This is a genomic window from Streptomyces sp. NPDC054783 (assembly GCF_053611725.1).
On sequence record NZ_JBSHAY010000015.1, the window covers coordinates 57,827 to 83,625 of the forward strand.

Sequence of the window (25,799 nt, forward strand, 5' to 3'; positions counted from 1 at the left end):
CACGGACGCGGTGCCGCGGCTCGCCGGAGTCCTCTCGCTTCTCCTGCTCGCACCGACCGCCGCGGCCGGCGCCGCCCGCACCCGCCGCTCCCGCATCCGCCACGGCCTCCGGCTCTTCGGCCCCCCGCCGTCGGAGGCAGTACCGGTGATCCCGCCCCGGCACCACAGCCGACGGCCACCGGCGGCGGCATACGCACCCCGGCGACATAGGCTGGCACCCGTGTACACCGAGCGGGCGTCCCGGCTGACCGGTGCGGTCGTGTGGACGAACACCCCGGACGGGACCGGCGGCGGGCCGGTGCTGCCCGACGGCTGCATGGACCTGCTGTGGAGCGAGGGCCGGCTGCTGGTAGCGGGCCCCGACACCCGCCCGTACGTCCCCGGGGGCCCGCCCCGCTCCTGGGCCGGCGTCCGCTTCTTCCCCGGCACCGCGCCGGCCCTGCTCGGCGTGCCCGCGCACGAACTGCGCGACCTGCGGGTCGACCTGGCCGACATCTGGCCCGCCGCCCGGGTCCGGCTGCTGAGCGAGCGCGTCGCGGACGCGCCCGACCCGACGGCGGCACTGGAGGACATCGCCCTGAACCGGGCAGCGTGGAGCACGGCCCCCGACCCGCTGCTGCACCGGCTGGTGGAGTGCCTGGGCGAGGGTCACCCGGTGTCGGCCACGGCAGCCGAACTGGGCATCGGCACAAGGACCATGCACCGCCGCTGCCTGGACGCGTTCGGCTACGGACCCAAGACCCTGGCCCGCATCCTGCGCCTGCAACGGGCGCTGGCGCTGGCCCGCTCCGGGACGCCGTACGCCGAGACGGCCGTCCGCGCCGGGTATGCGGATCAGCCCCACCTCGCGCGTGAGGTACGGGAGTTGACGGGTATGCCGCTCGGTCGGCTACTCGGCGGCGGGTAGCGGGGCGAACAGGTCGACGCCGTTGCCGTCGGGGTCGTGGACGGTGGCGTACCGCTGGCCCCAGAACGCGTCCCACGGCTTCAGCTCTCCGTGGTACCGGGCGTTCACCAGGTTCTCGTACAGGGCGTCGACATCGGCGGGCGAGTCGCACCGGAAGGCGAGCCCGACGCGGCCACCGCGCTCGGGCGGCCGCCAGCCGGAGTGGAAGGAGCGCACGGTCTCCTCGGTGTCCAGCGCGAAGATCAGGCCGCCGGGCAGCTCGGCATCGACGTGCGGCTGCTCTTCGGACCCCTCGGGAAAGACGAGTCCGAGGCGACGATAGAAGGCGAGCGCGGCGGCCATGTCGGACGTCACCACGCCGATCAGGGCGAATCGTGGAGTCATGCCGGCACCGTAGGCGGGCGGTCGACGGCCGGTCTTGAAGGAATCGGACACCCGGAGGGGACGTGGGGATGGGAAAGAGATGTTGCCCGGTGGCACTCCAGCGGGGACGGTCCCGCTGATCGGCGTGGGAGGGAGTGGCTGTTGGGCGATGTGTTCGTGTGTGCCGGGTGCGGTGCGGAGCTGACGGTTCAACTGACGCGGGTCGCGCTGCCGGTGGCGGAGGGGCACAGGTACGGGCATGGGATGCTCCCGGCCCTGATGGAGGCGGGGACGCACGCCGTGGACCCGCAGCCTGCGCCCCCGCGCCCTGCCCTCCCCGCCTCAGCCGAAGCCGACCGGCCCGTGGGGTGTGTCCACCGTGAAAGAAAGTGCGACCGGTCCCGCCGTGAGGCGCAGCCCCGTGTTCAGGGCCGTCAGCGGGCCGCGTACCTCCTCCGGGGTCGGCGCCGTGGCGGAGACCTCCAGCAGGGGGGCGACCGGCAGATCCGAGGCCGTGGGGTGGGGGGAGGCGCCCCAGTCGATCAGGAACGGGACCAGACCGCAGGGGTGGGCGTGTCCGCTGTCGGTCAGTCGCCACCGCAGCACGGTGCCGTCGGGGGTGCGGCGGTTCATCGGGTGCACGGGGCCGGGGTCGTAGCCCCGCGCGCGAGCCGTCGTGATCGCCGCGTCCAGGTCGGGCGGGCTGATCGCCCAGGTCAGCGTGCGTGGGCCGGGCAGCCGGTCGACCCCGAACGGACGCGGACCGGCGGGCTCGCCCTGCTCGGGGTCGGGGCCGAGGATCTCCAGATAACTGCGGCCGCCCAGACCCACCAGATGGTTGCGCGTGCCGAGGCCCGGATGCGCACCGCCGGGCACGGGCGTCACCCCGGTCCGCCGCGCGAAGTCGGCGACGGTCGCCGCCAGGTCGGGCGTGGCGAGGACGAGGTGGTCCAGGAGCGGGGGAATGGCGTTCATGCCCGGCGAGGCTACGGTCAGCACCCCTGCGGTTCAAGGGAGTTGGAGCGGGCCCGGGCGTCCGCGGCTTAGGGTCGTCGCATGGCCGCGCGACTGCTGCTGTACACCCGCACCACGGACTACCGCCACGCCTCCATCCCGGACGCCGTCGCCGCCGTACGCGCGCTCGGCCGGTTCGCCGTCGAGCACACCGAGGACCCCGCGGACCTCGAACGGCCGCTGGAGGCGTACGCGGCCGTCGTCTTCCTCTCCACCAGCGGCGATGTGCTGACCCCGGCCGGCCGGGAGCGGCTCGCGCTCTACGTCGGCTCCGGCGGCGGCTTCGCCGGGGTGCACGCGGCGGCCTGCACCGAGTACGGCTGGCCGTACTACGGCGAACTCCTCGGCGCCCGCTTCGTCCGGCACCCCGCCCTCCAGCCCGGCCGGGTCGTCGTCGAGGACCCCGGCCACCCCGCGACCCGCGGGCTGCCGGCCGTCTGGGACTTCACCGACGAGTGGTACGACTTCGAGGCGAGCCCCCGCGGACGGGTCCGGGTGCTGCTGAGCGCCGACGAGGCGTCGTACGACGGCGGCGGGATGGGCGCGGACCATCCGCTGGCCTGGTGCCGTGAGCAGGGCCCGGCAGGCGGTCGCGTCTTCTGCACCGCACTCGGTCACGCCGCCGATGCCTACCGCGACCCGGACTTCCTGGCCCACCTGGGCGGCGGGCTCCGCTGGGCGGGGCGCGTCCCCGCGTGACGTTTCTGCGGTGAACCGGTTCCGCCATTGGGGTGAGTAAAGCTCGCACATATAGAAGTTCACGTGAATATCTAGAGATGCTCTTGTCTTGGCAAAGGGCGTTGAGACGTGTCGGCCATCCGGCCTCGCGTCACCCACCCACAGGAGGAGCCGGACCTTGACTCACGGTAAGAAGCTGCGCGAGCGCATCGCCGGGCCCGGGACCACACCGCTGATCGGCGTGTACGACATGTACTCGGCGTCGATCGCGGCCAAGCACTACGACGGCATGTTCGTTTCGGGCTTCGGCTTCGCGGCCTCGTACTACGGACTGCCGGACATCGGATTCATCGCCTGGCCCGACATGGTGGCCTTCGTCCAGCGGCTGCGGGGCGCCTTCCCGCACCACCACCTGCTCGTCGACATCGACGACGGGTACGTCGACCCCGAGGTCGCCTGTCACGTCGTCGAGGGGCTGGAGCGCATCGGCGCCTCCGGTGTGATCCTGGAGGACCAGAAACGGCCCCGCCGCTGCGGTCACGCCGACGGCAAGCAGGTGCTCCCGCTGGACGAGTACCTGGAGAAGCTGGACAGGGTCCTGGAGACCCGTAGGGACCTGGTCGTCGTCGCCCGCACGGACGCCACCGACGAGGACGACATCCTGCACCGCGCCGAGCGGCTGGCCGCGACCGACGCCGATGTGGTCCTGGTCGACGGGGTGCGCAGCGTCGAGTGGATCAAACGCATCCGCAAAGTCGTCGGAGACAAGCCGCTGCTGTTCAACCAGATCGCCGGCGGCAAGTCGCCCCGGCTGTCCCTCGGCGAACTGTCCGACCTCGGCGTCGACGTCGCGATCTACAGCACGCCGTGCCTGTTCGCCGCGCACGAGGCGATGGACACCGCACTCTCCGGGCTGAAGGCGGCCGACGGCCGGCTGCCGGAGGTGGACCCCGCGAGCGGGGTCGGCGTGAAGGCCGCCACCAGCCTGCTGGAGCGCAACATCGCCCGCGACCGGCTCGTGGCCGAGGAGGTGGGCGTGTGACCGGTGCCGTACCCCGGCTCGGGATCGCCGCGGTAGCGACCGCCGCGCTGCTCGGGGCGGGCGCCGTGCCCGCGGCCGCGTCCGGAAGCCTGATCACCGTCATCGACAACTCCCACGCCGACTCGTGGCTGGAGGTCGACCGCACGGCCAACGTCCAGACCGGCAAGGGCACAGCAGGAAGCGACCACGACGGCAGCGCCGTGGACGCGGTCGAGGCCCTCGTCGGCCGCGGCCACCAGCACAGGGAGGTCTGGGACTGAGTCACCGGCGGGCAACCGCTCGCCGGAAGACAGTCGACCGCTGACGTAGACCCCTGACGTAGACCGCTGACGTACGACCGATGACGACGACGGCCGGGCGCCCCGTGCGGGAGGCGCCCGGCCGTCGCCGCGCCGCGGCCCGGTGCGGCCTGGTGCGTCCTCGTGGTGGGCCAGGTCGCGGGAGCGGTGGATGGGGATCGCCGGGAACCATTCGAAGGAGCTGGTTGCCAGGTAGTACCAGTCGCCGACGAGGACGAGCGACGGGTCCGGGGCGGGGCCCCGGATCACCGGGTTCACCAACTCACGTATTTCATTGGCTACTTGAGGGCTCCCAGCGTCACCCCGGTCCGCCAGTAGCGCCGCATCGCGACCATCATCACCGCCATCGGCACGATGGACAGCAGCGCGCCGGTCAGCACCAGGCCGGTCAGGTCCACGCCGGATTCCAGGCGGGTGCCGGACCAGTTGTACAGGCCGAGGTTGAGGGTCCGGTTCTCCTTGCCGCGCAGCACGGTCAGCGGGAGGAAGAAGGCGTTGACGAGGATCGCCACCGTCGGCGTACCGCCGCCGGCCAGTGAGCGGGCGTGGGCGTTGGTGACGTAGTCCAGGTCCCGGACGACCTTCATCACGCGCCGGCGCAGCTCGTCCGAGACCGGGTAGTTGCCCGACAGCACCCGCGAGACACTCGCCACGGAGACACCGGCGCGCTCCGCCACGTCGCGGATGGTCGCCCGGCCGGCGTCACTGGGCGCCTTGCGCTGACTCACCGTTGCGGCTCCTTCGACGTCGGGGCGCGTCCGGCCTGCCCGGGTCCCACCCGCGCCGGTGCGGAAACCGTATCCCATCGTTACTCCGGCCCGGTGGGCCTGTGGACAGCGGCTTTCCAAGGCTCGGTGGGCCTGTGGGCAGTGGTCCGCCAGGGCCCGGTACGCCTGCGGGCGGCGGTTCTCCAGGACCCGGTGCGCCTGGAGGGCGGAGGCCCTCCCGTGGGCATCAGGCGACCCGGACGAGGTCCGAGTGCCGCACCTCGTGCAGCGGCGGCAGGCCCGCCGCGAGCCGCTCCAGTTCCGTCACGACGATCGCGCCCAGCCGCTCGAGCTCGTTGCCGAGCGAGCCCGCGATGTGCGGGGTGAGGAAGACGTTGGGCAGCCGGTACAGCGGGGAACCGGCGGGCAGCGGCTCGGGCTCGGTGACGTCGAGGACCGCGTGCAGCCGTCCCGAGATGAGCTCCTCGGTCAGCGCCTCGTGGTCGACCAGCGCACCGCGCGCGGTGTTGATCAGTACGCCGCCGTCCCGGATGAGGGCGAGCCGGGCCCGGTCGAGCATGTGGTGGGTCTCTGGGATGTCGGGGGTGTGCAGGCTGACGATGTCACTGCGCCTCAACAGGTCGTCCAGTGCCAGGAGTTCGGCCCCCAGGGCGGCGGCCTCGGCGGGGCTCACGTAGGGGTCGTGCAGCAGGACCGTGAGGTCGAACGGCCGCAGCAGCTCCATGAGCCGGCGGCCCACACGGGAGGCGCCGACGACCCCGACGCGGCGGCCGAGGTTGCCGGTGGCCGCGGTCTCGGCGGGGGGCGGGCCGGCGTGAGTGCGGCGGTAGCGCTCGCGGTGGCCGAAGGCGTCCTTCCCGGCGAGCAGGATCATCGCGAGCGTGTACTCCGCGACCGGCAGGGCGTTGCCGGTGACCGCGCTGGACACGGTGACGCCGTGTTTCCACAGCGCTTCGCCGATCAGGGAACGCACCGAGCCCGCGGCGTGCAGGACGGCGCGCAGCTTCGGGACCGTGGCCAGGGCGCCGGCGTCCAGGTGCGGACAGCCCCAGCCGGTGATCAGCACCTCGGTCCGCGTCAGGGCTTCGGCCACCGCCGGATCGGCGAAGTCCCGTACGACGAGCTCCGTGTCGACGTCGGCCGTCCGCCTGAGCCGGGCCATGAGCGGCGGGGGGAACAGCAACGGCAGGTGTACCGGATCCATCGCGAACACGGCCCGCGGCGGTTGACGGCTGGGCATGGCTCTCCTGGGAGGGGCGGGGAAGGGAGTGTGGTGCGGGGATGGAAACAGTCTCAGAAAGCGCCTTCTACCGTATGTCTGTCGAGAAGGGGCGGTCAATCGGGCGGGTGGGTCGGTGAGTGGCGGTGGGCGTGCCGGGGTTGGGGATTCGGCGTGGCGTCGTGCCCGCGGCTCGCGAGCCGTCAATGGAAACCGATTACCCGCTCGCGTGCGCCGGCTCGGCAGCTGGGCATACTGGACAACCGGTTTCCGAAGCCGGCTACACGACGCCTGCATCACCAACTACTGGGCGAACTGGGACCTGTGCACCATGGCCTCGATCATGGCCATCGGGATCCTCACCGACGAGGCCGCCAAGTACGACCAGGCCGTCACCTACTTCAAGTCCGGCGCAGGAAACGGTTCCATCACGCACGCGGTGCCGTACCTGTACACCGACGCGGACGGCTACGCCCTCGGCCAGTGGCAGGAGTCCGGCCGCGACCAGGGGCACACCGTCATGGGCATGGGCCAGATGGGCGCCCTGAGCGAGATGGCCTGGAACCAGGGCGACGACCTGTACTCCTACGACGACCGCCGCTTCATGAAGGCCGCCCAGTACGTCGCGAAGTACAACACCGGCCAGGACGTCCCCTACACCACCTACACCTGGGGTACTGGCCAGAACTGCGCCCAGCAGTCGCAGCCGGTCATCGGCTCCGGCTCCCGTGGGCAGGTCCGCCCGGTGTGGGCGATGCTGCACTTCCACTACAACCGCCGTCTGTACCTGGACGACAAGGACATCTCGGCCATGTACTACGACCTCGTCGCCCCCGAGGGCGGCGGCGGTGACTACGGCTCCACCAGCGGCGGCTACGACCAGCTCGGCTTCGGCACCCTGATGTACGCCAAGCAGCCACCGCGAGGAAGGCAACGGACGCGGCACTCACCGTCCCGGGGTAGCCCGAACGGCCCTCCCGCGCGCCCGTGCACCGGAATACCGGACGCTCCTGTGGTGCTCTGGTGTTGCACGGTGCACGAGCGCGCGGCGAAGGGCTGGTGGGCGATGACGGCAGACCGGGCGAACCCCGTGGTCCGAACGCCGTACGGGGTCGTCCGCGGCCGGTACGAGCAGGGCGTTGCGGTGTTCAGGGGCATCCCGTACGCCGCACCGCCCTTCGGCCCCCTGCGGTTCCGCCCGCCCGAACCGCCCGAGCCCTGGGACGGGGTGCGCGACGCCGGCGCCTTCGGGCCCACCGCGCCGAAACCGCCGTACTCCGAGGCGTTCGCCCAGTACCTGTCCGACCCGGAGATCCCCGGCGACGACTGCCTCAACCTCAACGTGTGGACCCCGCAGCCGGACCCCGGCGCCCGCCTCCCGGTCCTCGTCTGGCTCCACGGCGGCGCCCTGACCAGAGGATCCTCCGCCGTGCCGGTCTACGACGGCGTCACCTTCGCCCGGGACGGCGTCGTCTGCGTCTCCGTCAACTACCGGCTGGGCGTCGAGGGCTACGGGCTCTTCCCCGACGCACCGCCCAACCCCGGCCTGCGCGACCAGCTCGCCGCCCTGCGCTGGGTGCACGACGCGATCGGCGCCTTCGGCGGCGACCCCGACCAGGTCACCCTGTGCGGCCAGTCGGCAGGCGCCATCAGCGCCGGCGCCCTGCTCGCCGCACCCGCGACCCGGGGCCTCATCCGGCGCGCGGTGCTGCAGAGCGGACCACCGGAGGCCTCCGAACGGGACAAGGTGCGGCGGATGGTGCGCCGCATGGCCACCCGGCTGAAGATCCCCGCCACCGCCGAGGCCTTCGCCGCCGTCGACCGCGACCTGCTGCTGCGCACCCAGGCCGAGGTCGGCCGGCTCGGCAGCCCGGTCCTGGGCGGACCCGCGTTCGGCATCGTCGTGGACGGCGACCTGGTGCCCCGTGACCCCCTCCAGGCCCTGATCGACGGCGACGCAGCCCCGGGCGTCGAACTGCTCATGGGCTGGACCCGGGACGAGTACCGGCTCTGGCTCGTGCCCGGCGGGCTGCTGGAACACGTCGACCGGCTCGGCCCCGTCGCCCTCGCCGGAGCCATGGCCCGCTGCCGCGCCGGCCACGAGGTGCCCCGCGGCTACCGCGTCCTGCGCCCCGACGCCGGCGCCGGCGAGATCGTCGGCCAGATGGTCACCGACCACCTGCTGCGGCTCCCGCTGCACCGCCTCGCCGACGCCCGCCCCGGCGCCTCCCACGTGTACGAGTTCGCCTGGCCGTCCAACCGCCCCGGCCTCGGCGCCTGCCACGCCCTGGAGCTGGGGTTCGTCTTCGACTCCGGTGACCTGGCCGAGTCGAAGAAACTGGCGGGTGAGGGCGCCCCGCGGGAGCTGGCCCAGGCGATGCACACGGCCTGGGTACGCTTCGCCACGACAGGGGATCCCGGCTGGCAGGCCTGGGACGCCTCCCATCCGGTACGGATCTTCGGCGACGGCGCACCGCGTACCGCATACGGTCCACGGGACGCGGAAATCGCCCTCTGGGCCACCGCCCCCACCCTCCCCGAACCCGACCCCGCCTCGGACATCCGCGCGCCGGGAGCCGAGCTGGCGGCGGCGGTACGGCGCTTGCGACGGTCGGCGGGGGCACGGCGGCGGTGAGGTGGGGGCACGGCGCCGGTGAATCGTCTACTGCCGGCGGCGGCCGGGGTGGCCCACCGAATCCCGCACCACCACATGCGTGCCCAGCAGCAGATGCTCGCCGGGGGAGTCCGGGGAATGGCCCAGGACGGTGCGCACGGCGAGCCGGCCGAGCTCCTCGTACGGGACGTGCACCGTCGTCAGCGCCGGGCGCAGGTCGCGGGCGAACGGTATGTCGTCGTACCCGGCCAGCGACACGTCCTCCGGCACGTCAAGGCCGGCCTCGTGCAGCGCGGTCAGCGCGCCCGCGGCCACCATGTCGGTCGCGGCCACCACGGCGGTGAAGTCCAGCCCCCGCTCCAGCGCCCGGCGCATCAGCCGGTGCCCGGAGTCTCGGGTGAAGTCGCCGTGCAGCAGCAGGTCCGGGTCGGGCTCCAGGCCGCGGGCGCGGTGCGCGTCCAGGTAACCTCACTCGCGGCCCTGCGCGGTGGTGTGGTCCGGCTTGCCGCCGAGGAACAGCACCCGCCGGTGGCCCTGGGCGAGGACGTGCGCCACCAGGGCCTAGGCCCCGCCCTCGTTGTCGTACTCGATCACCGTCACCGGCGCGCCCGGACCGAGCGGCGGCCGCCCGCACAGCACCAGCCGGGAACCGGCCGAGGCCAGGGAGTCGGCGATACGGCGCGTGCGCTCCCGGTACTCGGGCGTGTCCGCCGCACCGCCGACCAGGATCACCGCCGCCGCCCGCTGGGCGCGCATCGTCTCGATGAAGTCCAGTTCCTGCCGCAGGTCACCATCCGTGCTGCAGACCAGGCACAGATGCCCGAGCCGCGCGGCCTCGCGCTCCACGCCCCGCGCCATGTGCGCGAACGACGGCCCCGTGATGTCCTCCAGCACGAACGCCAGGGTCGGCGTACCGACCCCGGCGACGGCCTTGGCGCGCGCGTCGGCGACGTAGTCCATCTCCCGCACGGCGCGCATCACCCGGGTCCGGGTCGCCGCGCCCACCGGATACACCCCGCCCAGCACCCGGGAGACCGTCGACGCGGACACCCCGGCCCGCGCCGCGACGTCCCGGATCGTGCTCCGCCCGGCGACCTCGCTCCTCCTCGTCATCTCCACCCCCTCCGCACCCTCGGGAACTGCGGCAACACGACAGCAACCGGTTCCCCCGCGGGAGGCTGGCGCCCGCGAGGGACACGGGCCAGTGCGGATGCGCGGCTCGTGCGAGGGCCTTCTGAGCCGGTGCGTTCGCCTTGGCGCGGGGTGGTGACTTCGGGTTGCGCAGCGGGCGCCTGTCGCGGTGCGGGGCGGTGACGTCTGGCGGCACACCCGGGCGTCGGCCTCGGTCCGGGGTGGTGACGTCAGGTCACGCACCCGGGTGTCCGCCTGGGCGCCGGACTTCAGGCACCGCACTCGGGCGTTCGCCTCGGTGCGGTTGCTTCCGGCCGCGCACACGGGCGTCCGCCCCGGTGCGCGGACGCGGTCCGAGGGCGCGCACCCGGGTATCGGCCTCGCTGCCGGGCGACGCGTTCAGGCCGTGCCCAGCGCCTGCCTGATCGACGTGATCGCTTCCGGCCCCACCCGGCAGCACCCGCCGATGAGCCTCGCCCCGGCGTCCCGCCACGTCTTCACCTGGTCGGCGCCGAACCTCGTCCGCCCCGTCCAGGCGCGCGCCTCGGCGTCCCAGACCTCGCCGCTGTTCGGATAGACCACGACCGGCTTGCCGGTGACCCGCGCCGCGATCTCCACCGCCGGCTCCACGTCCTCCGGCGCACAGCAGTTCACGCCGACCGCGATCACCTCGTCCACGTCGGCAGCCAGGGCGAAGGCTTCCTCCAGCGGCTGCCCGGCCCGCGTGTGCCGACCGTCGACCGTGTACGACAGCCACGCCGGCACTCCCAGCCCGCGCACCGCCCTGAGCAGCGCGGCGCCCTCGTCGGCGTCCGGCACCGTCTCCAGCGCGAGGACGTCCGGCGCGGCGGCGGCCAGCACCTCCGTCCGAGGCCGGTGAAAGCGTTCCAGCTCGTCCACGCTCAGCCCGTAGCGGCCCCGGTACTCGGAGCCGTCCGCGAGCATCGCGCCGTACGGCCCGACCGACGCCGCCACCCACAGCGGACGGTCGATGCCCGCGTCCTGGGCCCGCCGGGCGGCCTCCCGCGCGAGGCCCACGCTCAGCGCGAGCAGCCGCGCGGCCTCGTCGTGGCCCATCCCGCGCCGCGCGAACCCCTCGAAGGTGGCCTGGTAGCTCGCGGTGATGGCCACGTCCGCGCCGGCCCGGAAGTAGGCGAGATGCGCCTTCGTAACCGCTTCCGGCCGCTCGGCGAGCAGCCGCGCCGACCACAGCTCGTCGCCGAGGTCGTGTCCGGCCGACTCCAGCTGGTTGGACATGCCGCCGTCGAGCACGACCGTCCCGGCGGCGAGGGCGGAGGCGAGGCTGGGGGAGGTGTCGCTGGTCATGTCATGACGCTAGTCGAACCGGAGGGCGTACGGCCGGGCAGCCGGCCCGGCAGCCCGGTCTCGGAAAGGCTCAGCCGAGCAGATCGATCGCGTCGATCGCCGTGCCCGCGCTGAGATAGCCCGTCGTCCCCGAACCGCTCACCACGTCGATCCTGAGCACGTTGTACTGGCTGGTGTCCGTGCGCCACGCACTGGCCGGGACGTTGTAGCCGAAGGTGTGGTTGTTGCCCCGGTAGGAGCCCACCGTGAGGGAGCGGGTGCTCGGCTGGCTGGGCGGGGAGGGGATCGCCGAGGTCCACGTGTCGTTGACCGTGATCTGCGGCCGGCCGCCCGCGTAGGCCGTCGTCACGCCGATTCTGAGCGTGTGCGCGGCGGCGGCCTGCGCGGCGGTGAGCTTGAAGTGGACGAGCAGGCCGCTGTTGACGTCCTTCCACAGACAGCAGGGGAAGGCGGAGGTCTCGGAACCGCTTCCGATCACCACGTTGCCGGTCCAGGACGCGGCCCGTACGTCCGAGGGATGCGCGTACGTCATCAGCTCGGCGTTCTTGAAGCCGCTCGGCGTGCCGTCCCAGTTCCCGATCCGCCAGATCGCGCCGGCGTTGGACGGGTCGTTGGAGGACGGGACGGTGATCGTGTTGAGCGTGGTCGTCGTGCCCGCGGACACGGTCACCTGCGTGCTGTACACGGCCAGCTCGCCTTTGTGGACCGTCAGCGTGTACACACCCGGCAGGACCCTGGACACCGAGAAGTACCCGTCCGACGCCCGCGCGGAACCCCAGTACTGCGCCGCCGAGTTGGCGAGCCCGACCGTGTACGCGTACGACGTGTTGCGCCCCGCGATGCCGACGCCGGCGACCCGGCCCCGGCCGCTGTCGGGGACGTACCCCGAGATGCCGAGCGAGTCCGCCCAGGGCGTCGTCAGGGTGCCGTGGTACAGCGCGGACGAGGGCCCGCCGCCGTCGGTGAAGGCGATGACGTACGGCCCCTGCAGGCCGTACCGCTCGGACTCGGTCTGGTTCTCGCCGTAGTAGAGGATCTCGTACAGGCCGCCGCCGTCGGCGCTCTGGTGGCGCAGCAGCGAGCGGTAGAAGGGGCCGCCGGAGGCCTTCTCGTGGTTGCTTCGGACGATCCACAGCCCGACGCCGCCGGTGGTCCAGCCGATGTAGTCGTAGTCGATGACCCGGTGTTTCGAGTAGTGCTTGGAGCGGGTCCGGCCGTCGGACTTCGCGAACACGTCCGAGGCCTCGACGGTACTGGTGGTGTACGTGTAGGAGTCCGGTTCGTCGTTGAGGAACAGGCCCGCACGCACGCGCACGATGTACCGGGTCGCCGTCACCGACGAGTCGGCCTTGTCCGTCCACAGGTAGATGTTGTTCTCGCCGCTGCGGGCCGCGTAGTAGTGGCGCAGCGTGCCGTGGGCGACGGAGACGAGGACGGTCGAGCCGGACTGGGTCAGCGTCACCGTGGAGGTGCCGAGTCCGGACTCGACGTGCGAGTTCTTGCCGCCGTAGCCCTGGTACTCCGTGCCCTTGTACACCAGCGAGGTCAGGTCGCCGTTGGTCTTGCTGACCTTGAAGACGAGGTTCGCGCCGGTGTCGACGACGTAGTTCGAGCCGTCGTCGCTCCAGCCGAACCCGGCCGCTGCCGCGGAGCCGGTGAGCGGGCCGGCGAGGGCCGCCGCGGCCGTCGTGGCCGTCGCGGCGGAGCCGAGGACGAAGGTGCGGCGTCGGACCGTTCTGCTTCCGGACCCGGACATGGGGGCTCCTTCGAAGTGGGGGGGCGGGTGTTGGCAGGGTGGCAGTCGAACCCGCTTCGCGAAAGGCCTTGCGTGCGGGAGAACTCGTTAGTCCAGCCAATTCCGACCTAGGTCTAGAAAGCGCTTGCCCAAACCGGTACGGTCTCGGATCGGCCGATGACGATCGACGGAGGGCCGCGCATGAGAGGTGTCGGACGTGTCGGAACCGCCGTGCTGCTGGCGGTCGTCCTGGGCGCGCCCCTGACGGCGGCCCCCGCCCAGGCCCACGGCGCCCGGCCCCTCGGCAGCGGCAACTGCACCGCCACCGCCTGCCACTTCGACGTCCCTCCGGGCACGTACGACGTGACGGTCCGTCTCGGCGGCGACACCGCGTCCAGCACCGGCATCACGGGCGAGACCCGGCGCGCCCTGCTCCCGGAGACCGCCGTCCCGGCCGGCGCACGCCTCACCCGCAGCCTCACCGTCGACGTCCGCACCCCCGAGGGCGAACCGACCGGCCCCGACGGAACCCCCGGCCTGGACCTGACGCTCGGCGGCTCCGCCCCCGCCCTCGCCGGCATCCGGGTCACGCCCGCCCGGCACGTCCGCCAGATCATCCTGATCGGCGACTCCACCGTCTGCGACCAGCCCGCCGACCCCTACTCCGGCTGGGGCCAGCAACTGCCGCAGTACCTGCGCAGGGGCCTGTCCGTCGCCGACTACGCCGACTCCGGCGAGAGCACGGTCACCTACCTGGCCGATCCCCGGCTGTGGGCCACCGTACGGCCGCTGATCCGCCCCGGCGACCTCGTGCTGGTCCAGCTCGCCCACAACGACAAGACCACCGACGAGGCCACCTACCGGGCCGACCTGGAGACGCTGGTGGCGGGAATCCGGGACCAGGGCGGCGAACCGGTGCTCGTCACGCCGATCGTCCGCCGCTGGTTCAACGCCGACGGCACGCTGGACAACGACACCGCCCTGCTGGTCAACGGCCTCGGTGTCGACCTGCCGGCCGCCATCCGGTCCGTCGCAGCCGCCGAACAAGTCCCCCTGATCGACCTCACCGCGCGGACCAGGGCACTGGTGGAGTCCCTCGGTCCGGAGGGCTCCAAGGCGATCTACCTCTACAACGAGAAACGCGACAACACGCACACCTCCGTGCACGGCGCCACCGTCTACGCCGGCCTGGTCCGCGACGGACTCCTCGCCCTGCATCTGGTGCCCGAGGGCGCCGTACGGGTGGGATGAAGCCCTGGGGCGCCCCGACCGGAACCGGGGCGCTCCAGGCCCGCCAGGAAGGAACGTCACCGCCGTGATCGAACTGCCCGCCGACGAACGCGTGTCGAGCCCGTACACCGGCTACGCCCGCGCCCACTGGGAGGCCGCCGCCGACGTCCTGCTGGCTGCCGTCGCCCGCTACGCCACCCCCGACCGCGCCCTCTACCACCTCCCCGGCGACCACGTGAGCCAGTCCGGGCACCTCTCCGACGGCCTGGAGGGATACGCCCGTACGCTGCTGCTGGCCGCCTTCCGCCGCGACGAGACCGCGCTCGGCCGCTACGCCGACGGCCTCGCCACCGGTCCCGGCGGGCTCTGGCCGCGCATCGAGGACCGCAGCCAGCCGCTCGTCGAGGCGGCGTCCGTCGCGCTCGCCCTGCGGCTGACCCGGCCGTTGCTGTGGGACCGGCTCGACGACTCCGTACGGCAGCGCACGGCCGACTGGCTGGCGGACGCGCTCACCGCCGAACCCTGGCCGTGCAACTGGGAGTTGTTCCCCGTCACCGTCGGCGGCTTCCTGCAGGAGGTCGGCCACCGGCCGGAGGCGGCACGCAAGGCGATCGACCGCGGTCTGGAACGGGTCGAGGGCTGGTACCTCGGCGACGGCTGGTACACCGACGGCGACGGCCGGAAGTTCGACTACTACAACGGCTGGGCCATGCACCTGTACACGGTCCTCCACGCATGGCTGGCGGACGACGGTGAACTGCTTTCCGTATACGGCGGTCGGTTGTCCCGCCACCTCGCCGACTACGCCCGCCTGTTCGGCGGCGACGGCGCCCCGATGCACCAGGGCCGCTCCCTCACCTACCGTTTCGCGACGGCCGCCCCGCTCTGGCTCGGCGCACTGACCGGACAGACCCCCCTGACCCCGGGGGAGACACGGCGCCTCGCCTCCGGCGCGCTGCGGTACTTCCTCGACGGCGGCGCGGTCGACGAGCGCGGCCTGCTCCCGCTGGGCTGGCTCGGCCCCGACGACTCGCTCGTGCAGAACTACTCGGGCCCGGCCTCCCCGTACTGGGCCAGTAAGGGGTTTCTCGGCCTGTTGCTGCCTGCGGAGCACGAGGTGTGGACGGCGACCGAGGAACCGGGCCCGGTTGACCGCGCCGACGAGGTACGGCCCGTCCGTGCCCCCAACTGGCTGCTGCAGTCCACCCGTTCGGACGGTGTGGTCCGGCTGCACAACCACGGCAGCGAGGACGTCCGCTACGACCCCTACTACACCCGGCACGCCTACTCGACCGCGACCACGCCCGACCGGGCGTCGTACGACAACAGCGTGATCGTCGGCGGCGATGCGAGCCGCACCGGGATCGAGCCGCTCGGCACCGGCGAGGGGTGGATCGCCTCCCGGCACACCGTGCGCGACGGGATCACCGTCACCAGCCTCGTGCTGGCCGAGGGCGCGGTGGAGGTGCGCGCCCATCTCGTGGCCGGGGCCGAACCCGGGACGCCGGTACGGATCACGGGTTGGCCGGCTCCCGAGGGGCTGCGCGCCGAACTCCTTCCGGTGTCGGGCCTGTCGGAGGAGCCGGGGGGAGAGACGACGGGGGAGCTGACGGGGGAGACCGGGCCCGGCGAGGCCACGCTGTTCGTCGCGCTCGCCCGGCTCACCGGCGAGCCCGGCCCCCGACCCCTCGCGGAGCTGGTGTCCGTGCGGGTGGGGGAGGAGCACGAGGTGAGCGTCCGCTGGGCGTCCGGTGCGGAGAGCGTCTTCGGCTTCACGGCTGCGGACGGTCGGGTCTCGAGAGACCAAAGGGGCGTTTCGCGGGCTCGTCGCGGTCGGTGACGCGCCGGTGTCATGCACCGGGGTCGGCACCGGGGCGGACCGGGTCGCCATGGTTCGGCCGGCGCCGAAGCGATCCGCGCGCAGCCTGGTCGTATGACCGCAGAACACGAGGTGACCTTCGCCGGACTCCACCACCGTCCCGGCGAGCCGCTGCTGCTGCCCAACGCCTGGGACCATGCCTCGGCGGCCGCCCTCGCCGCCCGGGGCTTTCCTGCGATCGGCACGACGAGCCTGGCCGTGGCGGCGGCCGCCGGACTGCCCGACGGCGAGGGCGCGACCCGCGAACAGATGCTGACGCTCGCCCTGACCCTCGGCTCGGAGCCCTTTCTCCTCTCGGTCGACGCCGAGGACGGCTTCAGCCGGGATCCCTCCGAAGTGGCGGAACTCGCACGCGAGTTGTGGGCCATGGGGGCGGTCGGCGTCAACCTGGAGGACGGGCTGGGGCCCGCCGGCCGGCACGCGGCGAAGATCGCCGCCGTGAAGGCCGCCGTGCCCGGTCTGTTCGTCAACGCCCGTACGGACACCCACTGGCTGGGCGACGGCGACGAGACGGACACCCTGCGCCGCCTGGACGCCTACCTGCAGGCGGGTGCCGACGGGGTGTTCGTGCCCGGGCCGGCCGACCCCGAGCGGATCGCCGCCCTCGTCCGGCACCTCGACGCCCCGCTCAACATCCTCTACTCGCCCACCGGACCCACCGTCGCCCAGCTGGCCGACCTCGGCGTCCGCCGGATCAGCCTCGGCTCGCTGCTCTACCGGCGGGCGCTCGGCGCGGCCCTGGACGCGGTCACCGACATCGCCGCCGGACGCACCCCGGACGGCGCCACGCCCACCTACGCCGAGGTCCGCGCACTGGAGCGCAGCACGTCGGCGAGCAGATCCGCGAACGCCACCGGGTGATCCAGCGTGCCCAGGTGTCCCCCCGGGAACTCCGAGAACGCGCCGCCCAGCCGCGCGGCGAGCGACACGCTCGTCCGGTGCAGCGGTCCGCCGCGCGAGTCGGTGCCGGCGGCGAGGGTGAGTGCGCCCGGGGGAGCGGTGAAGGAGGGCACGTGCGCGCTGAACGGGCGGAGCACGCGGGCCAGGAAGACCCCGAACGGGGTCGCCTCAGCGCCCTCCGCGGGCGGGCGTCCGGGGCCGTCCAGCTGCCCGATCAGCTCGGCCCGCCGTTCCGCCCCGTCCGGCAGCACCGTCACGCACGGCGGCTCGTGCGCGACCACGTGCGCCAGCCGCCCGGGGTGCCGGGCGAGCAGGTCCAGGGCGGTGATGCCGCCGGAGCTGGTCCCGAACACGTACGCGGACCCGCCCTCCGGCAGTACCTCCTGAAGCACCCGGTGCGCGCCCTCGCTCCAGTCCGCCACCCGCTGCTCGGGAACCGGCAGGCCGAGCCGGCCGTGGGCGAGGCCCAGCGGGTCGTACGTCACCACGGTGAACTGCGCGGCCAGCCGCTCGGTCAGCGGCCCGAGCCCCATCGGATGCCCGGCGCCGCCCGGCAGGACCAGCAGCACGGGACCGCTGCCCGTGACGTCGTGGGTAAGCGGTTCAGTCATCTTTCCTCGTCTCCCGGGGCCAGTGGGTGAGGGCCTGGTGCAGGGCGTCGATCGTCTTGTCCCAGGAGGCCTGTACGTCCCGGTCCGCGCCGAAGCCGCCGGCGGACTCCAGGGCGCAGTAGCCGTGGAAGGTGCTGCGCAGCAGGCGTACGGCGTCGGTCAGGTCGGGCTCGTCGAGGCCGTAGGCGCGCAGCATGCCGTAGGTGATCTCGGCGGTGCGGCGCATCGCCGGGGAGCCGGCGATCAGGGACTGGTCGATGCGGATCTGCGTGGCCGCGTACCGGCCGGGGTGCTCCAGGGCGTAGGCGCGGTAGGCGCCGGCGAAGGCGGCCAGCGCGTCCTTGCCCGCGCGGCCCGCCACGGCCACCGCGATCCGGTCGATCAGCTCGCCCCCCGCGTGCAGCGCGAGCCGGGTGCGCAGGTCCGCGAGGCCCCGGAGGTGCGAGTACAGGCTCGCGTCCTTCACGCCGAAGCGGCGGGCCAGCGCGGACAGCGTGACCTGCTCGAAGCCCGCCTCGTCGGCGAGTTCGGCCGCCGCGGTGACCAGCCGCTCGACGGTGAGTCCGGCACGGGCCACCTGAACCTCCTCTTTGGGTGCCTAGGCACAATCCTAGGGTATCTAGGTTTCGGAGGAGGGCTCAGGCGGGTGCGGTGTCCGGAGGAGGGAGCCCGGATACGCGGATGGCGTCGTGCGTACGGGACTCAGCTGATCGGCGCGTACAGCACGCCCAGTTTGTCGATCTCGTCGCCCCCGCGGCCGGTGAAGCCGACGATCTGCCGGCCGGCCGGGGCGGTGAAGGTGGCCGTGTCCGTCGTCGCCGTGCCGGCGGACAGGGTGTGTCCTTCGTCGGTGGTGAAGTCGGCCGAGAAGATCCGGGTCCGGCCGTCTTTCTGACCCTCCGACAGCCTCACCGAGATGAGGTGTTCGCCGGCGGCGAGGGTGAGGGAGGCGGCCGTACCGCCCGTGCCGCCATGGGTGAGGACCGTGCCGTCGTCGTGGGCCAGGGACACCGCGTCCAGCCGGGAGCCGCCGCGCAGGGTGAGGATGCGCGGGGAGGGCGCGGCAGGGAGGTCGTCGGCGTCGTTGAACGCCGTACCGTGCGGGCCGCCGAAGAAGTCGCTCGCCCGGAGCTTCGGGTTGAGGGTGTAGGAGAAGCCGACGGTGTGCGGAAAGTGGTCGGAAAGGTTTCCGCCGCTGGAGTCGAGGAACTTCGCCCACTCGTCGTTGTACCGGGTCGTGGAGAGCGAGAGCAGGTTGCTGCCGCGGTAGAGCACCTTGTCCACCACCTCGCAGTCGTCCGGCGGCGCCGACGTCGGGCACAGCAGCGGGTCGGCGCCCTGTGCGGGGGCCGTACCGCCCTTGACCAGTTTCACCCAGGCGTCGGTCAGGTGGTTGTCGTCGACGAGCGTGCGGATGTTGTCGCCGCTCCGGGTGTAGCGGGTGTTGGTGTCACCCATCACGATGACCGCGTTGCCGGCCGAGTTGGCCTGGATGAACCGCGACAGCTGGGTGATGTTGGCGCGGCGGGCGGCGAGGGCGTCGTCGGTGTCGTCGGCGTTGGGGTGGAGGTTGTACAAGTCGACGTAAACGCCCTCCGCGAGGCGTACCCGGGCCAGTGAGAAGCCCTTCGGGGTCAGGCAGTTGGTGCCGGTGCAGTCGTTCCACTCGACCCGCTCGAAGTCCTCGAAGGGGTAGCGGGACAGCGTGTTGAGGCCGTCGCCGATGCCCGCACCGCCGCTGGTCGCGGTGCGGTAGGGATGGCCGTCGCCCGCGTACAGCGCCGCGTGGTAGTTGAAGTCCTCCTGGACGTTGACGATGTTGTAGTCGGCCAACCTCGGTGAGATCAGCGGGGTGTTGGTGGCCGGATGGCTGGAGCTGAGCCCTTCCGGCAGGCCCGCCACGTTGTACGTCAGCACGCTGAACGTGCCTGAGTCGGCGGACTGGGCGGGGGTGGCGGACAGGGTGAGCCCGGTGAGGGCGAGCGCGCCGGACGCGAGGGCGCCGAGGAGTCGTCTCATGGGTCGCATGTGGCCATGCTCATGCCAACAACCCCGTAATTGAAGGGAAGTTGAGAAAACTGTTCAACATTAATGCATGACGTCGGTGGAGAACACGAAGGAGAACTCCGCTGGTTCGGCCCGCAGGTGGTACTGGGGCAGCGGGCCCGGACCGCAGGACTGGGAGCCGATGCCGTGCTGGCCGTGGTCCAGGTTGACCCACACCCCCGCGGCGGAGCCGCTGTCGGATGCGGCACCGGGCGTGAGGTCCGTGCGGTGCGCGGCGGCGTCCAGTTGCTCGGTGGTCCAGCGGCGGGCGGTGAGCCAGAACGCCGGGTCGCCCTCGATGCGCAGGCCGCCGAGCTCCGCCCAGCGGACGTCGATGCGGGCGCCGTTCTCCTGGGGGCGGACGTACGGCGTCTGCATACCGTCCACCGTCGACTGCCAGCGGCCGACCGCCGCGGCCGTACTGGTGTCCGGATACGCCTCGCCGGGGCCGCCGCCGTACCACCGCACACGATCGGCCGCGGACAGTCCGAAGCGGATGCCGAGCCGGGGGAGGGGGACGGCCCAGTCGCCCTCGGGGGTGGTGCATACGGTCAACCGCAGTCGGTCTCCGTCCGAGGTCCAGCGGTACACGGTCGACAGCCCCAGCTCCCGCGCCGCCGGGGCCACCCGGGTGCGGACCGTCAGGGTGTGCTCGCCGGTCTCCACCGCGTCCAGCCGGTGCCGCATCCGGTGCAGGCCGAGCCCCCGCCACAGCGGCCCGTAGCGCAGGTCGGGCTGCCAGGGGGCGCCGTCGTCGTTGTCGGTGGTGGCCCGCCACACGTCCAGGCGCAGCCCGGAGACGGACACGTCGCCCACGGCCGTCAGGGTGCCGGTGCGGGCGTCGAAGGTGCCGGGGCCGAGGGTGATCACCCCGTCGCCGGACACCGGCCGGGCGGTCGCCGGGACCGTGGGCACCGGGCGCTCCGACACCGCGACCTGGCCCCAGGCCACGACATGTCCCCCCGGCGCCCAGGCGGTGTCCGCCGCGAGCGCCGCCCGGACCGTCCAGAGGGCCTCGCCGGACGGCGCCCCGGCCGGCGGCGCGGGCAGCTTGACGTCGGCGGACTCGCCGGGCGCCAGCGCCGGCACCGACAGCGGGCCGGACTCCACCGTCTCCCCGTCGACCTCGTACGACCACGAGAACGCCAGCGCCGACAGGCCGGCGAAGTCCTGCTTGTTGGTGATCCGGACCGTGCCGTCGCCGAAGTCGCCCGCGATGCCGACCGGTTCGATCACCTTCTTGAACTCGGTCAGGCCGGGGGAGGGCTGCCGGTCCGGGAAGAGCAGGCCGTCGCAGACGAAGTTGCCGTCGTGCAGTTCCTCGCCGAAGTCGCCGCCGTAGGCGTGGCCCAGCTCCGGATGGGCGATGCCGTGGTCGATCCACTCCCACACGAAGGCGCCCTGCAGCCGGTCGTACGACTCGAACAGCCGCTGGTAGTCGGCGAGTCCGCCGGGGCCGTTGCCCATGGCGTGCGCGTACTCGCACAGGATGAAGGGGAGCCGGCGTCGCCTGAGGGTGCCGCCGTCCCGGCCCCGGCCGATCCGCTCGACCTCCGCGTGGTCGGCGTACATCCGTGAATACATGTCCGTGTCACGGCAGTTGTGGTCGCCCTCGTAGTGGACCAGCCGGGAGGAGTCCCGGCCGTGGATCCACTCGGCCATCGCGGTCAGGCCCCGGCCGGTGCCGGCCTCGTTGCCGAGCGACCAGACGACGACCGACGGGTGGTTCTTGTCCCGTTCGACCATGCGGGACGCCCGGTCCAGCAGGGCCGGGGTCCAGCGGTCGTCGTCGACGGGGTTGTCCCGCCAGCGCTGCTCGGTGAAGCCGTGGGTCTCCAGGTCGCACTCGTCGATCACCCACAGGCCGTACTCGTCGCACAGGTCGAGGAAGGCCGGGTGCGGCGGGTAGTGGGAGGTACGGACGGCGTTGATGTTGTGCCGTTTCATCAGCAGCACGTCCTCGCGCATGGTGGCGAGGTCCAGCGCGCGGCCCTGCTCCGGATGCCACTCGTGCCGGTTGACGCCCTTGAAGAGGACCGGCCTGCCGTTGACCTTGATCAGGCCGTCCGCCAGTTCCACGGTGCGGAAACCGATACGCAGCGGCACCCGCTCGCCCTCGGTGGTCAGCGTGCCCTCGTACAGCCTCGGGGTTTCCGCCGACCACGGCTCGACCGGCACGGTCACGTCCTCGCCGGTCGCGACGTCGATACCGAGCTCGGAAACGGTTACCCGGCCGTCCACGTCGGAGTCGACGCGCAGGGTGCCGGTGCCGGCGCGGTGGTCGTAGGAGGCGTGCACGAAGAGGTCGAGGGCGGCGCCCGCCGGGCGGTGCAGCAGGGTGACGTCACGGAAGATGCCCGGCAGCCACCACTGGTCCTGGTCCTCCAGATAGGAGCCCGCCGACCACTGGTGGACCCGGACCGCCAGGACGTTGCCCTCGGGCCTGAGCAGATGGCCGACCGCGAACTCGTGCGGGAGCCGGGAGCCCTTGAACTCGCCGAGGTCCGTACCGTTCAGCCACACCCGGGCGCAGGACTCCACCCCGTCGAAGCGCAGCACCGCGCCCCCGTCCGTGTGGTCCGGCCAGTCCTGAGGCAGGTCGAAGACCCGCAGATGGTCGCCGGTCGGGTTCTCGGTCGGCACTCGCGGCGGGTCGACCGGGAACGGGTAGAGGTGGTTGGTGTAGATCGGGGAGCCGTGCCCCTGCAGGACCCAGTGGCCGGGAACCTGGATCTCCGACCAGTCAGCGGCGTCGTACCCCTCCTCGGCGAAGGAGTCGTCCTCGGCGTCGGCCGTCGGTGACAGCCGGAAACGCCAGCTGCCGTTCAGCGAGAGGGACTTGGCGTCCGAGGACGCGTACCAGGCCCGGGGCGGCAGTGCCCCGGAGCCCGGTGAGACGTCCTCGACGTAATCGGTGACGGTGCGGGTGCTCAACGACATCGGTCTCCTAGCTCAGCCCTTGATGCCGGTCTGCGCGATCCCCTGCACCAGCCAGCGCTGGAGGAAGAGGAACACGAACAGCAGCGGCAGGATGGAAATGGCGGCCGCCATGAAGATCTGGTGGAAGACGACGGTCTGGTTGGTGATGTACGACGAGAGCGCGACCTGGACGGTCCACGAGTCCGGGTCCTGCCCGATGACCAGCGGCCACAGAAACGCGTTCCAGCCGTTGATGAACGTGATCGTCGCGATCGCCGCGAAGAAGTTCAGCGAGTTGGGGACGACGACCCGCCAGTACGCGCCCCAGTGGCCGAGCCCGTCCACGCGCGCCGCCTCCTCCAGCTCCTTGGGGAACCCGAGGAAGTACTGCCGGAACAGGAAACAGGTGAAACCACTGAACAGGCCCGGGATGATCAGACCCCGGTAGCTGTCCACCCAGCCGAGCGACGACACCAGCACGAAACTGGGCACGAAGGTCACCGAGGTGGGGACCATCAGGGTGCCGAGGACGACGTAGAAGATCTTGTTGGCGTGCCGGTACGGGATGCGGGCCAGGGCGTAGCCCGCGAGCGAGCACACCAGCAGGATGCCGGCGGTCATGGAGACGGCGACGACCAGGGAGTTCAGCAGCGACCGGGCGAACGGCACCGACGGGTCGTCGAACAGCTCGCCGATGTTGCCCCACTGCAGGTGCGTCGGGAAGAACTCCCAGTGCTCTCCGGTGATCCGGGCGTCGGTGGACAGGGAGTTGCGCAGCAGCACGTAGAACGGGATCAGGAAGAGGAAGGCGGCGACACCGGTGGCGATGCAGAGGCCGGTGTTTCCCATCACCCCGCCCCTGCGATTCGTGGTCACTTGGACCCCTCCCCCCTTCCGAAGCCCATGATCCTGCCCTGGAACAGGGTCACGACGACGATCAGCGCGGTCAGGATGACGGCGCCCGCGCTGCCGGCGCCGTAGTCCTGTTCCGTGCCCAGGGCCGTGTAGTACAGCTCGACCAGCGGGGGGCGGCCCCAGGTCGTCTTGTCGAGCAGGTTGAAGAACTCGTCGAAGGCCTGGTACGCGGCGATGAGCAGCAGCAGGACCACCGCGGTGGACGTGGCGCGCAGCTGGGGCAGCGTGATGTGCCGGAAGGTCTGCCAGCCCGGCCTGGCGCCGTCGATGGCGGCTGCCTCGTACAGCTCGGCCGGGATGTTCTGCAGCGCGGCCAGGAACAGGATCATGTAGAAACCGGACTGCAGCCACAGCCGTGCCGAGACGATGACCAGCCAGTACCAGGGCGGATCCGGGCTGGCCAGCCAGGCGATGTTGTCGATCCCGAACCAGCCGAGGACCGTGTTCATCAGGCCGAAGCGCACGCCGCTGAAGAGGGACATCTTCCAGATCAGCGACGCGGCCACATAGCTGCACGCGGTCGGCAGGAAGAACACCGACCGGAAGAACGCCCGCATGAACCTGAGCCGGTTCACCAGCAGGGCGAGGCCCAGCGACACCGCCCAGGTGGTCGGCACGATGAACGCGGCGAAGACGGTGAAGGTGCCGAGCGAGTGGACGAACTTGGGGTCCGTCAGCATGTACGTGTAGTTGTCGAAACCGATGAACTTGCTCGGCGTGACCGTGAATCGGGCGTCGAAGAAGCTGAGGTAGACGCTCCAGCCGATGGGCACGTAGATGAAGATGATCAGCCCGGCCAGGAAGGGGCTGATGAAGAGCCAGAAGTTGAAGGTCCGGCTGCCCCGCAGGCCCCGCCAGGTCCGGGCCGGCGTGACCTTGGCCGGGACGGGTCCCGTGAGGGCGGGCTTGGTGGTCGTCGACATGTCGTGGTCCGTCCGCGGGCCTATCCGAAGAGCTTCTTGAGCTCGCGGGTGACGGCCTTGTCGCAGGTGTCGAGAGCCGCCTCCGGGTCACCGTCCTTGCGGACGCAGTCGGCGATGACGTCCCAGGTCGCCTGGATCATGGCCTGGGTCCAGCCGATGTTGTCGAAGTGCCCGTAGTCGTTGAACAGCTTGACACCCTGGGCGGGCAGGCCCGACTTGAGCTTGGTGGCCGTCGCGGCGATCGAGGAGCGTGGCGGGATGTGGAAGCCGTACGAGGTCGCGAAGTCCTCCTGGTACTGCTTCTGGTCGATCCACAGCCACTTGACGTACTCCTTGGCCGCGTCGACGTTGTCACCCTTGGCGTTGACGAACATCGACCAGCCGCCGTTGTAGACCGAGGGCTTGCCGGAGTCGACGGTCTTCGGGAAGGGGAAGATCCCGAGGTCGTCGCCGAGTGCCTGCTGGAACTGCGGCATGGCCCACATGCCGCAGAACTGGATGGCGCACAGGCCCTGGCTGAGCGAGGAGGGGTCCCAGAAGTCCGTCGGGGCGCCGAGGAGGAGATGGCCGCCGGCGAAGAGCCCCCGCAGCTTCCTCAGGCCCTCGACGACGCCGGGGGTGTGGTAGGCGATCCGGTTCTTGTCGTCGAGGGTGTCGGCGCCCGCGGACCAGATCAGCGGGTTGACGATCGAGTGCAGGTCGTTGCCGAGATAGACGCCCTTCATCTTGCCGGTGGTGAGCTTGGCGGCGGCCTCGATCAGCTCGTCGAGGGTCTCGGGGACCTTGACACCGGCCTTCTCGAAGAGCGAGGGCCGGTAGAAGAAGAACTGGGGGTCGTCGATCATCCGGACGCCGTAGATCTTCCCGTCGACCGTGTGGGACTTGATGTCGGCCGCGTTGAAGTCGTCCTTGACCGGATTGACGACGTCGCTCAGGTCCGCCACCTGGCCGCTCTTGACCATCTGGATCTGCGGGTGGAACTCGAAGACATCGGGCGCGTTGTCGGTGAGCAGCGTGGCGAAGAGCTTGCTCTCGTAGTCGGCGCTGGTGATCCACTGCGTGGTCACGTTCGCCTTCTTGTACGCGGCGGCGTACCGCTTGAGCGCTTGCTCCACGCCCGGCTCGCCGTAGGCGTGGAACATCTGGGTGAGCTGCCTGCCCGAACCGCTGCCCCCGCCGCGGCCGTTGTTGCTGCCGCACGCGGCGAGCGGTGCGGCGACTGCCAGCCCGGCGGCGGCCCGGAGTATCGAGCGGCGGTCCCAGGTGCTGTTGCTCTGTGCCGACATGGTGACGTCCTTGTCTGTGGATACGGGTGCGGGT

20 protein-coding genes and 5 pseudogenes are annotated in these 25,799 nt (G+C 71.9%); 9 read left to right on the forward strand and 16 right to left on the reverse strand.

Going from position 1 to position 25,799, the window contains the following annotated elements; translation table 11 throughout:
* The first annotated feature begins 220 nt into the window (after positions 1 to 220).
* On the forward strand, positions 221 to 907 hold the full coding sequence (locus ACWGJ5_RS25270) for a helix-turn-helix domain-containing protein (protein WP_453312060.1): 687 nt from the start codon (positions 221 to 223) through the stop codon (positions 905 to 907).
* On the opposite strand, the gene ACWGJ5_RS25275 is transcribed toward ACWGJ5_RS25270, so the two are convergent.
* On the reverse strand, positions 890 to 1,291 hold the full coding sequence (locus tag ACWGJ5_RS25275) for a VOC family protein (RefSeq protein ID WP_453311953.1): 402 nt from the start codon (positions 1,289 to 1,291) through the stop codon (positions 890 to 892). The two genes, ACWGJ5_RS25270 and ACWGJ5_RS25275, sit on opposite strands and share 18 nt — an antisense overlap.
* Positions 1,292 to 1,612: 321 nt before the next feature.
* Positions 1,613 to 2,245 (reverse strand): VOC family protein, encoded by a 633-nt coding sequence (locus ACWGJ5_RS25280; RefSeq protein ID WP_453311954.1) that lies wholly within the window; start codon positions 2,243 to 2,245, stop codon positions 1,613 to 1,615.
* Between the two features lie 81 nt (positions 2,246 to 2,326).
* Between ACWGJ5_RS25280 and ACWGJ5_RS25285 the strand changes: the two genes are divergently transcribed.
* The 3 genes from ACWGJ5_RS25285 to ACWGJ5_RS25295 all read left to right on the forward strand — a co-directional run bounded on the left by ACWGJ5_RS25285 (position 2,327) and on the right by ACWGJ5_RS25295 (position 4,264).
* Complete coding sequence (locus ACWGJ5_RS25285; protein WP_453311955.1) at positions 2,327 to 2,983, forward strand: ThuA domain-containing protein; 657 nt, start codon at positions 2,327 to 2,329, stop codon at positions 2,981 to 2,983.
* Positions 2,984 to 3,140: 157 nt separating this feature from the next.
* Complete coding sequence (locus ACWGJ5_RS25290; protein ID WP_453311956.1) at positions 3,141 to 4,004, forward strand: isocitrate lyase/PEP mutase family protein; 864 nt, start codon at positions 3,141 to 3,143, stop codon at positions 4,002 to 4,004.
* A complete protein-coding gene (locus ACWGJ5_RS25295; RefSeq protein ID WP_385313264.1) occupies positions 4,001 to 4,264 on the forward strand; it encodes a hypothetical protein in 264 nt (87 codons plus the stop codon). Before ACWGJ5_RS25290 ends, ACWGJ5_RS25295 begins: the two co-directional genes overlap by 4 nt.
* A gap of 165 nt (positions 4,265 to 4,429) precedes the next feature.
* On the opposite strand, the pseudogene ACWGJ5_RS25300 reads toward ACWGJ5_RS25295, so the two are convergent.
* The 4 genes and pseudogenes from ACWGJ5_RS25300 to ACWGJ5_RS25315 all read right to left on the reverse strand — a co-directional run.
* Positions 4,430 to 4,561: pseudogene (locus tag ACWGJ5_RS25300) on the reverse strand (family 43 glycosylhydrolase); the annotation flags it as partial.
* Positions 4,562 to 4,581: 20 nt separating this feature from the next.
* Positions 4,582 to 4,800 (reverse strand): annotated as a pseudogene (locus ACWGJ5_RS25305) (carbohydrate ABC transporter permease); the annotation flags it as partial.
* A pseudogene (locus tag ACWGJ5_RS25310) lies at positions 4,798 to 5,031 on the reverse strand (LacI family DNA-binding transcriptional regulator); the annotation flags it as partial. The pseudogenes ACWGJ5_RS25310 and ACWGJ5_RS25305, both read right to left, overlap by 3 nt.
* A 226-nt stretch (positions 5,032 to 5,257) precedes the next feature.
* The gene (locus tag ACWGJ5_RS25315) at positions 5,258 to 6,271 is read right to left on the reverse strand and encodes a hydroxyacid dehydrogenase (protein WP_453311957.1); all 1,014 of its coding nucleotides are present in this window, start codon (positions 6,269 to 6,271) and stop codon (positions 5,258 to 5,260) included.
* Positions 6,272 to 6,533: 262 nt separating this feature from the next.
* Here ACWGJ5_RS25315 and ACWGJ5_RS25320 point away from each other — a divergent pair.
* A pseudogene (locus ACWGJ5_RS25320) lies at positions 6,534 to 7,163 on the forward strand (alginate lyase family protein); the annotation flags it as partial.
* A 153-nt stretch (positions 7,164 to 7,316) separates the two neighbouring features.
* Positions 7,317 to 8,885 carry a carboxylesterase/lipase family protein gene (locus ACWGJ5_RS25325; protein WP_453312061.1) on the forward strand — a complete coding sequence of 523 codons (1,569 nt, stop codon included), beginning with the start codon at positions 7,317 to 7,319 and terminating at the stop codon, positions 8,883 to 8,885.
* A gap of 27 nt (positions 8,886 to 8,912) precedes the next feature.
* On the opposite strand, the pseudogene ACWGJ5_RS25330 reads toward ACWGJ5_RS25325, so the two are convergent.
* From ACWGJ5_RS25330 to ACWGJ5_RS25340, 3 genes and pseudogenes are all read right to left on the reverse strand, one after another.
* Positions 8,913 to 9,977: pseudogene (locus ACWGJ5_RS25330) on the reverse strand (LacI family DNA-binding transcriptional regulator).
* A 417-nt stretch (positions 9,978 to 10,394) separates the two neighbouring features.
* Positions 10,395 to 11,321 (reverse strand): homocysteine S-methyltransferase, encoded by a 927-nt coding sequence (gene mmuM, locus ACWGJ5_RS25335; protein WP_453311958.1) that lies wholly within the window; start codon positions 11,319 to 11,321, stop codon positions 10,395 to 10,397.
* Between the two features lie 70 nt (positions 11,322 to 11,391).
* A complete protein-coding gene (locus tag ACWGJ5_RS25340; protein WP_453311959.1) occupies positions 11,392 to 13,077 on the reverse strand; it encodes a rhamnogalacturonan lyase B N-terminal domain-containing protein in 1,686 nt (561 codons plus the stop codon).
* A 180-nt stretch (positions 13,078 to 13,257) separates the two neighbouring features.
* Here ACWGJ5_RS25340 and ACWGJ5_RS25345 point away from each other — a divergent pair, with 180 nt between their 5' ends.
* From ACWGJ5_RS25345 to ACWGJ5_RS25355, 3 genes are all read left to right on the forward strand, one after another.
* The gene (locus tag ACWGJ5_RS25345; protein ID WP_453311960.1) at positions 13,258 to 14,307 is read left to right on the forward strand and encodes a rhamnogalacturonan acetylesterase; all 1,050 of its coding nucleotides are present in this window, start codon (positions 13,258 to 13,260) and stop codon (positions 14,305 to 14,307) included.
* A gap of 67 nt (positions 14,308 to 14,374) precedes the next feature.
* A complete protein-coding gene (locus ACWGJ5_RS25350; RefSeq protein ID WP_453312062.1) occupies positions 14,375 to 16,126 on the forward strand; it encodes a DUF2264 domain-containing protein in 1,752 nt (583 codons plus the stop codon).
* 93 nt (positions 16,127 to 16,219) lie between these two features.
* Positions 16,220 to 17,026, forward strand: coding sequence for an isocitrate lyase/PEP mutase family protein (locus ACWGJ5_RS25355; protein ID WP_453311961.1), 807 nt, complete (start codon positions 16,220 to 16,222; stop codon positions 17,024 to 17,026).
* Here the strand turns inward: ACWGJ5_RS25355 and ACWGJ5_RS25360 are convergent.
* The 7 genes from ACWGJ5_RS25360 to ACWGJ5_RS25390 form a co-directional block, all read right to left on the reverse strand.
* Positions 16,960 to 17,676, reverse strand: a complete 717-nt coding sequence (locus tag ACWGJ5_RS25360; RefSeq protein WP_453311962.1) for an alpha/beta fold hydrolase — start codon at positions 17,674 to 17,676, stop codon at positions 16,960 to 16,962. The two genes, ACWGJ5_RS25355 and ACWGJ5_RS25360, sit on opposite strands and share 67 nt — an antisense overlap.
* Positions 17,669 to 18,253: a TetR/AcrR family transcriptional regulator gene (locus tag ACWGJ5_RS25365; RefSeq protein ID WP_453311963.1), complete on the reverse strand. Its 585-nt coding sequence runs from the start codon at positions 18,251 to 18,253 to the stop codon at positions 17,669 to 17,671. Before ACWGJ5_RS25365 ends, ACWGJ5_RS25360 begins: the two co-directional genes overlap by 8 nt.
* 125 nt (positions 18,254 to 18,378) lie before the next feature.
* Positions 18,379 to 19,695 carry a jacalin-like lectin gene (locus tag ACWGJ5_RS25370; protein ID WP_453312063.1) on the reverse strand — a complete coding sequence of 439 codons (1,317 nt, stop codon included), beginning with the start codon at positions 19,693 to 19,695 and terminating at the stop codon, positions 18,379 to 18,381.
* 69 nt (positions 19,696 to 19,764) lie between these two features.
* Complete coding sequence (locus tag ACWGJ5_RS25375) at positions 19,765 to 22,662, reverse strand: glycoside hydrolase family 2 TIM barrel-domain containing protein (protein WP_453311964.1); 2,898 nt, start codon at positions 22,660 to 22,662, stop codon at positions 19,765 to 19,767.
* A 12-nt stretch (positions 22,663 to 22,674) separates the two neighbouring features.
* Complete coding sequence (locus ACWGJ5_RS25380; RefSeq protein ID WP_453311965.1) at positions 22,675 to 23,490, reverse strand: carbohydrate ABC transporter permease; 816 nt, start codon at positions 23,488 to 23,490, stop codon at positions 22,675 to 22,677.
* A 23-nt stretch (positions 23,491 to 23,513) separates the two neighbouring features.
* On the reverse strand, positions 23,514 to 24,479 hold the full coding sequence (locus ACWGJ5_RS25385; RefSeq protein ID WP_453311966.1) for a carbohydrate ABC transporter permease: 966 nt from the start codon (positions 24,477 to 24,479) through the stop codon (positions 23,514 to 23,516).
* A 20-nt stretch (positions 24,480 to 24,499) separates the two neighbouring features.
* The gene (locus ACWGJ5_RS25390) at positions 24,500 to 25,765 is read right to left on the reverse strand and encodes an ABC transporter substrate-binding protein (RefSeq protein WP_453311967.1); all 1,266 of its coding nucleotides are present in this window, start codon (positions 25,763 to 25,765) and stop codon (positions 24,500 to 24,502) included.
* Positions 25,766 to 25,799: the final 34 nt, after the last annotated feature.